9 protein-coding genes and 1 tRNA gene are annotated in these 10,675 nt (G+C 50.3%); 7 read left to right on the top strand and 3 right to left on the bottom strand.

All coding sequences use genetic code 11. The features are described 5' to 3' along the window. Positions 1–22: 22 nt before the first annotated feature. Positions 23–2,158, bottom strand: coding sequence for an ornithine decarboxylase (locus tag QQZ17_RS10015; protein WP_152406003.1), 2,136 nt, complete (start codon positions 2,156–2,158; stop codon positions 23–25). Positions 2,159–2,585: 427 nt separating this feature from the next. Here QQZ17_RS10015 and QQZ17_RS10020 point away from each other — a divergent pair, with 427 nt between their 5' ends. Both QQZ17_RS10020 and QQZ17_RS10025 read left to right on the top strand, forming a co-directional pair. Then, on the top strand, positions 2,586–3,293 hold the full coding sequence (locus QQZ17_RS10020) for a DUF554 domain-containing protein (protein ID WP_152406004.1): 708 nt from the start codon (positions 2,586–2,588) through the stop codon (positions 3,291–3,293). Between the two features lie 105 nt (positions 3,294–3,398). Continuing rightward, positions 3,399–3,474 (top strand) — tRNA-Phe (locus tag QQZ17_RS10025). A 276-nt stretch (positions 3,475–3,750) separates the two neighbouring features. On the opposite strand, the gene QQZ17_RS10030 is transcribed toward QQZ17_RS10025, so the two are convergent. Both QQZ17_RS10030 and QQZ17_RS10035 read right to left on the bottom strand, forming a co-directional pair. Then, positions 3,751–4,704, bottom strand: a complete 954-nt coding sequence (locus tag QQZ17_RS10030; protein WP_042999152.1) for a tyrosine-type recombinase/integrase — start codon at positions 4,702–4,704, stop codon at positions 3,751–3,753. A gap of 40 nt (positions 4,705–4,744) precedes the next feature. Next, a complete protein-coding gene (locus QQZ17_RS10035; protein WP_042999151.1) occupies positions 4,745–6,283 on the bottom strand; it encodes a TraI domain-containing protein in 1,539 nt (512 codons plus the stop codon). Between the two features lie 197 nt (positions 6,284–6,480). Here QQZ17_RS10035 and QQZ17_RS10040 point away from each other — a divergent pair, with 197 nt between their 5' ends. The 5 genes from QQZ17_RS10040 to QQZ17_RS10060 all read left to right on the top strand — a co-directional run bounded on the left by QQZ17_RS10040 (position 6,481) and on the right by QQZ17_RS10060 (position 10,567). After that, complete coding sequence (locus tag QQZ17_RS10040; protein WP_043001809.1) at positions 6,481–7,041, top strand: hypothetical protein; 561 nt, start codon at positions 6,481–6,483, stop codon at positions 7,039–7,041. Positions 7,042–7,217: 176 nt separating this feature from the next. Beyond that, complete coding sequence (locus tag QQZ17_RS10045; protein ID WP_042999150.1) at positions 7,218–8,234, top strand: hypothetical protein; 1,017 nt, start codon at positions 7,218–7,220, stop codon at positions 8,232–8,234. A 108-nt stretch (positions 8,235–8,342) separates the two neighbouring features. Beyond that, positions 8,343–9,539: a conjugal transfer protein TraF gene (locus tag QQZ17_RS10050; protein WP_077816025.1), complete on the top strand. Its 1,197-nt coding sequence runs from the start codon at positions 8,343–8,345 to the stop codon at positions 9,537–9,539. Positions 9,540–9,596: 57 nt separating this feature from the next. After that, positions 9,597–10,142, top strand: coding sequence for a hypothetical protein (locus tag QQZ17_RS10055; RefSeq protein ID WP_042999148.1), 546 nt, complete (start codon positions 9,597–9,599; stop codon positions 10,140–10,142). Between the two features lie 35 nt (positions 10,143–10,177). Next, positions 10,178–10,567 (top strand): hypothetical protein, encoded by a 390-nt coding sequence (locus QQZ17_RS10060; protein WP_187696632.1) that lies wholly within the window; start codon positions 10,178–10,180, stop codon positions 10,565–10,567. Positions 10,568–10,675: the final 108 nt, after the last annotated feature.

The following is a 10,675-nucleotide window of genomic DNA, read 5'->3' on the forward strand; positions in this document are numbered from 1 at the left end:
GCCATCCGGCATTCTCCTTCGATTACTTCAAAACATACCCATACAACCGCTTAATTCCGTCAGCATCGGTTTCACTGTAAACGCCCTGCAACTCCGGCGAGAACCCCGGCAGCATATTGACCCCTTCTTCCAGCGCCAGGAAATAACGCTGTACCGCCCCGCCCCACACTTCGCCCGGCACCACGCACAGCACACCAGGAGGATATGGCAGCGCCCCTTCCGCCGCGATACGGCCTTCGGCATCACGAATGCGCACCAGTTCAACATCACCGCGAATAAAAGCACTGTGCGCATCCTGCGGATTCAGCGCCACCGCCGGGAAGCTCTCCTGACGGAACATCGCTTTTTGCAGATCCTTCACGTCAAAGCTAACGTACAGATCGTGCATCTCCTGGCACAGTTCGCGCAGGGTGTAGTCGCGGTAGCGCACCGGATATTTATTGAAGATGGTCGGAAGTACCTCTGCAAGCGGGGTATCGTCTTCAATATGTTGTTCGAATTGCGCCAGCATCGCCGTCAAATGCGCCATCTTTTCCGGACTCTCGGCGGGCGTCAGCAGGAACAGAATCGAGTTGAGATCGCATTTCTCCGGCACAATACCGTTTTCGCGCAGGTAATGAGCCAGAATGGTCGCCGGAATACCAAAATCAGTATAACGCCCTGTCTGTGCATCAATGCCCGGCGTGGTGAGCAGCAGCTTGCACGGATCGACAAAATACTGGTCGTCGGCATACCCTTCAAAACCATGCCATTTTGCGCCCGGTGCAAAGCTGAAGAAGCGCCGCTCACGGGCAATTACCTCGGTGGGATACGACTGCCACGCCTGACCGTCAACGACCGGGGGAATGAACGGCTGAAGCAGCTTACAGCGATCAAGGATTGCCTTACGCGCCTCAATTCCCAACGTCACACATTCTGCCCACAGGCGTCGGCCGCTCTCTCCTTCGTGGATTTTGGCATTGACGTCCAGCGCGGCAAACAGCGGGTAGAACGGACTGGTTGAGGCGTGCAGCATAAACGCATTGTTCAGCCGCTTATGCGGGCAGAAACGCGCCTGGCCGCGAATGTGATTATCTTTCTTGTGGATCTGCGAAGTCTGCGAGAACCCGGCCTGCTGCTTATGCACCGACTGGGTGACGAAGATACCCGGATCGTTTTCATTCAATTCCAGCAGCAGCGGCGAACCGTCGGCCATCATCGGGATAAACTGCTCATAGCCAACCCAGGCTGAGTCGAACAGGATGTAGTCACAGAGATGACCGATTTTGTCGATCACCTGACGCGCGTTATAGATAGTTCCGTCGTAGGTTCCCAACTGGATGATTGCCAGTCTGAAGGGGCGTGGCAGCTCCGCCTTATCCTCTGCCACTTCACGGATCTGTTCGCGCAGATACGCTTCATCGAAGCAGTGTTCATCGATCCCGCCGATAAAACCAAACGGGTTACGGGCGGCTTCCAGATACACCGGGGTCGCCCCCGCCTGAATCAGCGCTCCGTGATGATTCGATTTGTGGTTGTTGCGATCGAACAGCACCAGATCGCCACGCGTCAGCAGCGCATTGGTGACCACTTTATTCGCTGCCGACGTGCCGTTCAGAACGAAATAGGTTTTATCGGCGTGAAAGACTTTTGCGGCAAACTTCTGCGCATGTTTGGCCGAACCTTCGTGAATCAACAGATCGCCGAGCTTCACGTCGGCATTGCACATATCCGCGCGAAAGACATTTTCGCCAAAGAAGTCATAGAAGTGACGTCCGGCCGGGTGTTTTTTAAAGAACGCACCGTGCTGATGCCCCGGACAGGCAAACGTGCTGTTCTTCATTTCCACATACTGCGTCAGCGTGTCGTAAAACGGCGGCAGAAGGTCTTCCTCATACAGACAGGCGGCTGATTCCAGCTCCAGCCACTCCTGCGCATTTCCGCTAATGAGCGCCGTCGCGCCTGCGGGTAGATCCATTTTCTCTTCAGTGAGAATAAAGACCGGCAGATGAAAGCCCGTACGTGTGAGCAGAGCAAGAATGCCGCTACGGCTATCGGCAACGGTCATGACGACCGCCGCGACATCGGTGAAGTCGGTACTGTCCAGCGCCACAACGCCGCGATGAGTAGATAAACGAGAGACCAGTTCACTACTGGCGGCAATGTTCATTGATTTCATAAGCGCAAAAACCCGTTTCGGGAGAATAAGAGTCCCGGACAAGGCTCAATGCCCTGCCCCACGAGATGTTTGGGTCAAACTGGTCACCAGCTCCGACCGCCAGACATCAGTAAAAGCAGACCGCTTCTGATTTTACTGTTGTCCTGCAGTGAGCATACGTTGCCCTCACCGCATGGTGAGTAAAAGGGAGGGAATAACGAGAAGGGGCAGCCATCGCGCTAAGCGGCGATGCGAAAGGTGATGTGAAGGTGTAGCGTTCATCCCGTGCGGCCCCAAACGGACTGGAGAAAATTCGCGCAATCATGGCACCTTTAACCAGGAGGGGCAAGATTTAATTCTTATGCACACTTGTTGCGGTTAAACAACACTGAAAATGAGAATCGGGTCATAATAATGCAATCTGACATAATAATTAACAGGAGCTAACGTGGTAATCGGACCTTTTATTAACGCCAGCGCCGTTTTGGTGGGTGGCGTTATTGGTGCCCTTCTTAGCCAACGTTTACCGGAACGGATTCGCGTCTCAATGACCTCTATTTTCGGTCTCGCGTCACTTGGCATTGGTATTTTACTGGTGGTCAAATGCGCCAATCTTCCGGTTATGGTGTTGGCAACGCTGGTCGGTGCGTTAATTGGTGAGTTTTGCTATCTGGAAAAGGGGATCAACAACGCCGTCGCGAAAGCGCAGACGCTCTTTATGCGCCCGGGTAAAAAGCAGCCCCATGAATCGTTTATCCAGAATTATGTCGCCATCATTGTTCTTTTCTGCGCCAGCGGTACGGGGATTTTTGGGGCGATGCGCGAAGGGATGACAGGCGATCCGAGTATCCTGATTGCTAAATCCTTCCTCGATTTCTTTACCGCCATGATTTTCGCCTGTTCGCTCGGTATCGCCGTTTCGGTTATCTCTGCCCCGATGCTGCTCATCCAGCTTTCACTGGCTACCTGCGCGGCGCTCATTTTGCCGCTCACCACCCCCGCGATGATGGCCGATTTCAGCTCGGTCGGGGGATTGCTGCTGGTCGCCACCGGTTTACGCATCTGCGGAATCAAAATGTTTGCCGTGGTCAATATGCTTCCGGCGCTGATCCTCGCCATGCCGATCTCCGCCGCCTGGACCGCGTATTTCGCTTGAGAATGCGTGCAATAACAGCAAAGTGGTGATAGATTGTGCAGTCTGCGTTGAATTGAAGAAATTTCGTTGACGAAATGAGGCGGATCGGTTTTAATGCGCCCCGTTGCCCGGATAGCTCAGTCGGTAGAGCAGGGGATTGAAAATCCCCGTGTCCTTGGTTCGATTCCGAGTCCGGGCACCACTTCTTCAGAGCCTGTTCGTTAAGAGATGAGATCCTTAACGGGCAAGACAGTAGTCCCCAGACGGCATGATGATGGTACTTGTGTTACCGCATCAGTTGAACACGGGACTTAAATCCAGAGGATGTTCGAACCATCCTCTGGATTTCTCACGTCCACAATTTACTTCACGAACGTATTTACCCTCAGATCTTCCCTGTGTCAATCTTTTGTAAAGCAAACATCCCTTTTTTTTCCATTTTTAATTTCATCAACTTAGATTTAACTTAAGATTAGTCTTATGCCGCATCCAGCTCCTCCAGCATGTCCCGGACCTTATCCAGGTCACTTTCAACATACTCCAGCGTGACCGCCGGCGTTGAATGACCCAGCAGGTCCTGTGCCATCTTCAGATTACGATCCGGCAAACGCATCAGGTTAGTCGCGATGGTGTGTCGGAATCTGTGCGGGCTGACTGTAAAACCGCATTCTCGTGAAAGTCGTCTGAAAAACGCGCGCAACGGCGGATAATCCATGTTGCTGCTGATTTCATTCTTCCGGCCATCAAAGCGAGAAAGATTAAACAACTGATCCTGCATCTTCGCGCCACGCTCAAGGGAAAGGTTATAGAGCCTTTCAAGTCTGGGTCGTAGGTTTTCAGTAATCGGAACCCGGTGTTCCTTATGGTTCTTGGAACCCTCAGGCCGGAGATTAATCCATCGGTGCTCAAAATTTACATCCTCCAGGCGAATGTGCAGCAGCTGGTTCTGGCGCATCCCTGTTCTCCGCAATGCATCCAGTACCGTTAACCAGAACCATGCTGGCCGTAAGGCGCTTTTTCTTAACTCCATCATACCAGTCCGTTCATCCTCTTCCCTCGCCTGCATGTGCAGATAAATTTTATTCATCTGCACATCAGTCAGTGTTTTTTTGCGTTTGACATCGGGTCGGGTAATTACCCCGTTGAAAGGATTTTCCCTCATCGTTACAAGCCCATTAACGATGGCGTGATTAAATATAGCGCGCATATGAGTCACTTTATTATTCCAGGTCGTTCTGCTCAGTCCTTCCTCATGGATAATTTTTCGGCGCCACGTTAAAACCAGCGTTTTATCAACCTGCTCAGGTGAAATACCTTCACCGCTAAAGGAAATGAATGATCTGACTACCTTCCTGTAGCTCCACTCCGTAGCCGGGCGCAAAGATTTACTGAAAAAATAATCATCCAGCACTTGTTCAAATGCATTGTTCATATTCACCTCGTATATTGTTATTCTGACTTAAGCAATAGTATTAATTTCTTCGTGCAAGCCATACGCTGTCCGGTGGACAGGTTCCTTTTCTGTAAATAATGTCAGCGCTCAGCATGTATCCTGACATTTTGGTGTAACGACCGCTTTTGTCCGGCGTATCGTATTTATGGTAATGCCAGAGGCCTTTACCATTTCGTGAATAATGAACGTTCAGAGCTTCAAAGCTTTTTTGTAACGCTGATTTATCCAGTGACTCGTTTGTATTCAGCGATAAATATTTAAAAAAACACTCAGGTGAAACAATGAATACAAACTGAGCAAGAATATGTGCAAAACTCTCGCCCTCATTGACACTAACCGTACCGTCATGGATTGAGGATTTCAGCCAGTCCAGAAACTTTTCTCCTGGAGTGCCAGATTCCATCCCGACTAGCGAAAACTCTTCAGAAGAAGTAGTTTCAACCTTCGCTTCAACAACAGGTGCACCAGAGCCCGACATCTGGTCAAGCACGCTAAGAAGTTCTGCGGTTGATACCGACTCATCCGGGACAGTGTCATCACCTGTTCGTTCATCGGATGACTGCGTATCATGATTATCAAATGCCGAAAGCAACGTAACCTGACCGGTAACATCCTTGGCAGCATAATCACCTGTCTGGTTAGTATCGTAACCTATTGATGCATTGTTAATTGGCTCTGGAACCGGTGTTATATTTTTGTGACTGGACGTTTGATGCATATCGTCGTCTATTAAATTTGGGATATTGTTTGTTCTGGATTCTTCCTCCCCTTCCTCCCCTGTGGTGATCACCTTATCGCTTTCAGAGGGGCTTGCTGTACCAGAAACGGTTCCTGATTTATTGGCAACGCTGGCAAGCGCATCGCTGATGATGCTGTTGAGAATTCCAGACTGAGCTTTTTGTCCGCTGAGGTACAAAAATAGCGCACCTGAAATCGCCGGCCAGCGTTGAAGCCAGATAGCCGCAGCATCCGGGATGAGTTTACTGGCAATGTACATTCCGTTCATTGAAGCCGTTCTCCCCTGCCGGGGACGCACCCGCCAGTTTGCACCGGGTATTTCCATCCCCGGACACCAGGCTTTTCCGTTCGCCAGGCTCCCTTCAATCTGCGACAACCAGTCAAGATGATGAAAAAGCCCAGCCCAGAACACTGCGCATATCCAGGCTGGCCCCTGCTCTGCCTGCTCCTCAGGCGTCGCTCCCGGAGGTAACATCATACCGCGTACCAGCCTCACGGCACTTGCGGCCACGGATAAACTGAGGTCAGTAAAGCCCCCTGGAGTGGCGAACGGCCCCGCCCAGGCTGCCGGTACTTCCTGAACGCGAGCGGCCATTTGCTCTAAGGGTTTTAGCCAGAATTCGTCAAAGGCAGACTGTGACAGTGGGCAATTTTCCCGCAACATCCGGACGAACTTCTGTCGCTCCGCAGTTCCCAGTAACAACTGACCGGACAGTACGTTCCGGAACCCTCCCGCTTGCGCCGGCTGCACGGATGGCCTTACTGAGTGTTCCGTTCCGACTGCCAGCCCAAGGCCTGTTAACCATTTCAGTCCACGCATAACCACCCCATAACCAGATTCCGAATTGACGCTACGCTATGGAGACGGTTGTATTTTGCAAGTCAAAAGCCTTAGTTCCTGATTAAACAAAACGAACTTGCATTAATCCTTAAAGGCCGGTTCACAGTTTTCAGATGAAGAGAATTAATCAGCATGCTTCCTTAAGCGCCATCAGAAATCTGAGGGAAGCGACAGAAATGCAAAGATTAGTAGTCTCTGGAATTATCCTCTGCTGGGGTCTTGTGAGTTACGGGCTCATCGCTCTGATTACGGGGTATCAGGATGGGATGGTGTATCTCTGGGGGCTTGTTTTGCTATCCCCTTTTTCTCTGAGAGTGGTGAACTGGATGCAGCGCAGACTCATCAACCAGCCCTGCATCCTGAGCTACCATAAGCGCAGCTCAAGGATATTCGTGCATCTGTCGCCAAACCAGCCAACCGTCAGTATTTCATCCGAACGTGTGGCCTGGTTCTGGAATGGAGTGCTAACCAGTATAGAGGACGCTCTCAGTGGCAGAGAAAACACCATCGTGATTGCCTCCCATCTCCTCACCTCTTATCGAATTAAACGTATCAGAAGGCATCTTCAGATTCAGGCCGGACATTACCGAAGCCATGTCATACATGTCCCCTTCACACCCGCTGCGCGTGCAGTTATGCAACTGGAAATTCTTCTTGCACAGTGGCGCTGGCGTGTACCGTCCAGAACGTTATGGCCCGTTCTTGTCATACGAAAAACTTTCAATCCGGAAAAATAATTTCCCCTGTTTTGATTTTTCACCTGTTGTCACACTGGCTACATCAATGTAGTCGATCTGAACGATCGATTTTCATCGTTATACATCCACTCTGGTGCGCGGTAACGTATCCACAGTGGATACAATAATTAATAACTTAAGTCGAATTAATGTATTAGCCAACACCGGGAAATGATATGAACCGTCTGAACATCACCTCCATCCTTGCCAGTATCATCACTGAACGGGATGAAAATATGCAGCAGCTGGTAGCCCAGCTTTCGGACGGAAAGAAAACGTCTGGCAGCCCTATTGCAATACGTTTTAAACCAGCTGTCAGGGATTTCGTCACACTGGTATCAGGACGCCTGGGTATTTCATCAGCTGAACTGGTCAATATTCTCGTCGAGGGTATCATGCGCGAGACGCTTATCCCCCGACAGGCTGTGATCACACATATCCACGAACGGTTCTGGCTGCTGATGGATGAGCACCGCCTGTCGGTACTGGACGTGGCTCGCCTGCTCTCGGACTGGAATATCGGTCTGAGCGTTCTGGAAAGCCGTGAAAGAACGATGGATTACTTAACTGCACCTTTGCTGAAACAGCTATCTGACTGGTTCTGTGTAAGTACCAGATGGCTGGAAGGAAGTGATCCCCGGCCAGTGTACCTGACCGCTTTCAGCGAATGGATGCAGGTTGCCATGATAATTAAAAAAAGAATTCAGGAATATACATCTGACGACAACCTGACCCGTCCTGACATATTCCTGGTCAGAGAGAATCAATACACCTCAGGAGATATCAAAGACGAATCCGGACATGTTTTCATTTTTATTCGGCGCTATAAAACCGTTAATAACACAACAATTCGTGTAGTTGAATGTATCGGGCACTGTCCATCTTCAGGTGCTTATAAAACACAACTTAATTCATTTCTGAGCATGAGCAACATTCTCTTCAGAGCGCATATTCTCAACAGTTTCGACACATTTTATGCATCCGGTTATTTACTGGATGCGCTGAGAGAAGGAAAGATACTTCCGGCCGCTGCACTGTGGGAGATTCAGAAACTTCAACGAACAGAGTCAGGTAAGTTTTCTCAAAATATTTGGACCGAAGAGGAAAGAGAACCTTTTCTTTTCCCTGAGGAATTTATAACACCAGAATGGAGTAAATTTGTTAGCCAAATAACAGCCCTCAATATTAAGTGAAATAACCAGTCAGACACATTGTTTTATTGGTGCGCCAGCGCCAGGGGTTTTTTTTGCCTTAAACACCATAAACGACAAAGGATATAAATGATGAAAGCTTCAATTTCAATGATTACACGCTGCGTTTCCCTTGCTCTTCTGGTTTCCGCAGTGCCATCGGTTAATGCTGCGACGAACTGGATGGAGGCACGCGGTGATGCTATGGGTGGCACCGGCGTGGCATCCGCGCACTACGGTACAGCTGCTCTGTCTAACCCTGCTCTGTTAACTACGTCCGGACCAACCGATGATTTCAGCCTGGTGCTGCCATCGATGGGCGCCCAGGTCTCTGACCCGGATAAAACCGTGGATAAAGCGGATGATGTTAAGGACCTCTGGGATCGTTTCGACAGCGCCGTCGCTAATCAGTCCGGTGTCAGCGAAAGCGCCGCGGCACTCAAGAGTAAGCTTCAGGATTTGAAAAACACACATGCGAACGGCCAGGTCGGGGCTTCAGTTATTGCAACTGTGCCGAACCAGACACTACCGTTCGCCGTTGTGGTGAAATCATGGGGTACTGTCTCTGTCGATGGTAAGGTCAGCGATCACGACCTGGAATACCTCGACAAGGTCGCCGATGGCACAATCCCCCCTTCTGCAGTGGATACTGACTCACTTACGTCAAGAGCCTACGGTCGTGCGGCTGTGATCACCGATGTCGGCGTGGCCATGGCGCATGAGTTCGAAACTGCAGGACATGCCTGGTCCTTTGGTATCACACCAAAATACCAGCGCGTTGACCTGTTTAACTACAACGTTTCCGTCAGTAATTTTGACAAAAACGACATTGACTCCAGCGAGTACCGCAATACCAAAACCGGTTTTAACGCCGACGTCGGTCTGTCCACAAACCTGAACGATAACTGGACTCTCGGTCTGGCCGTACAAAATATCATCCCCCGCTCAATCGATACCAAAGAAGTAAATGGTGAAAAGGGAACGTTCAAGATTAAACCGCAGGCCACTGCCGGCGCCTCATGGCACAACAGCTTCATCACAACCGCGCTCGATGTCGACCTGACTGAAGCGAGTGGTTTCACCAGTGATAATAAGCGTCAGTTTGCAAGTCTGGGTGCCGAGATTAATGCCTGGAACTGGATGCAGGTGCGTGCGGGTTACCGCCAGAACATGGCTTCCGGAGAAGGCAATGCTTTCACTGCCGGCCTGGGGTTCTCTCCGTTTGATGTGGTTCACCTGGATATCACGGGCATCGCAGGCACTGATCGTACCTACGGGGCGGTTGCACAACTTCAATTCACTTTCTGATCCAGCAAAATGAAGGGGCTGTTTACTGACAGCCCTGGAAGTCCTCAGGAGAACACTATGAAAAAACTCATTCTTTGCTCAGGTATCTCTTTTGTACTTATGGCTCTTGCGGGGTGTAGCCAGAACCAGCTCAATCAGTTTCAGCAGCAACTGTCAGATGTCAGCACAATGATATCACCTGGAGAGCAGCATACTTCTGACAAACAGGCTGAACGTAATGAGATTACCCAGGCATTCAGCCTGCCAGTCGGCGTAGATACTGCTGCACTACGCCTGAAGCAACATTATGGTTTTCCCTCAGATGAAGATGTTTCAGCAGCAAGAAACAATGGCCAGGGAAATGCTGGCTGGTCAGCATCGGCAATTTCAGAAGGTGCCAGTTGGTCAGCCCAACCTGGGTCTTATTATCGCATGAGCCGGAACTGGGCAGCTAATGATCGCCTGACAATAGAAGTCACAGGCGATGCTAAACGCAGCAACGTGACCGCAATTTATCGTTCCTCCAATCCGGAGCATCTTAAACCTGAATGGACCGCGCGCCTGTGGAAACAAATTCCGGAAGTCGCACGCGGTACGAAGGTTAGTCGGGAGGTCGGGCAATGAGCAAGTCACCTTCTCCACGGCCGCAGGAGACTGATATGTCCAGTTTACCAACTGGTGAAAATATCAAAGCCATTGAAAAGCTAATTAGCGATGCCTCAGAGGTTATTGCAAAACGCGAGCGCTCAGTCAGACGTGCAGAACGAAATCTGGAAATAGCCGAAGACCACCTTGCAGACCTGGAAAATCAGAGAGATGAACTCGTCATAGCGAGCTGGGGAGATGTTCCTAATTGGCATGGAATATTTAGTATGAGTGAGGATGCCTCAACTACCATGCGAGCATACCGTGATAAATGGGTCGGTACGATCGCAGGTCTGCGTCTAACTGCCTTCGGCAATATTTATACCGGACAGTCAGTTTACGGGATCGGTTTCACAACAAAGTCTGAAGAAGAACTGGAGCAAACTGAATCGCCACGGGTTTAACAGACACCTCAGAGTCATTTAAGATGGCTTAAAGAGAGGTGCCCATGAGCGGTAAGCGTTATCCCGAAGAGTTTAAAATTGAAGCAGTCAAACAGGTTGTTGATCGCG

This window comes from Citrobacter sp. T1.2D-1 (genome assembly GCF_950098555.1).
Classification (GTDB): Bacteria; Pseudomonadota; Gammaproteobacteria; order Enterobacterales; family Enterobacteriaceae; genus Citrobacter_A; species Citrobacter_A telavivensis.

Bases quoted from the DNA above. Each gene is read 5' to 3' on its own strand.
- QQZ17_RS10015 (WP_152406003.1), bottom strand. From the start codon at position 2,158: ATGAAATCAATGAACATTGCCGCCAGTAGTGAACTGGTCTCTCGTTTA.
- QQZ17_RS10030 (WP_042999152.1), bottom strand. From the start codon at position 4,704: ATGAACAATGCATTTGAACAAGTGCTGGATGATTATTTTTTCAGTAAA.
- QQZ17_RS10035 (WP_042999151.1), bottom strand. From the start codon at position 6,283: ATGCGTGGACTGAAATGGTTAACAGGCCTTGGGCTGGCAGTCGGAACG.
- QQZ17_RS10040 (WP_043001809.1), top strand. From the start codon at position 6,481: ATGCAAAGATTAGTAGTCTCTGGAATTATCCTCTGCTGGGGTCTTGTG.
- QQZ17_RS10045 (WP_042999150.1), top strand. From the start codon at position 7,218: ATGAACCGTCTGAACATCACCTCCATCCTTGCCAGTATCATCACTGAA.
- QQZ17_RS10050 (WP_077816025.1), top strand. From the start codon at position 8,343: ATGATTACACGCTGCGTTTCCCTTGCTCTTCTGGTTTCCGCAGTGCCA.
- QQZ17_RS10055 (WP_042999148.1), top strand. From the start codon at position 9,597: ATGAAAAAACTCATTCTTTGCTCAGGTATCTCTTTTGTACTTATGGCT.
- QQZ17_RS10060 (WP_187696632.1), top strand. From the start codon at position 10,178: ATGTCCAGTTTACCAACTGGTGAAAATATCAAAGCCATTGAAAAGCTA.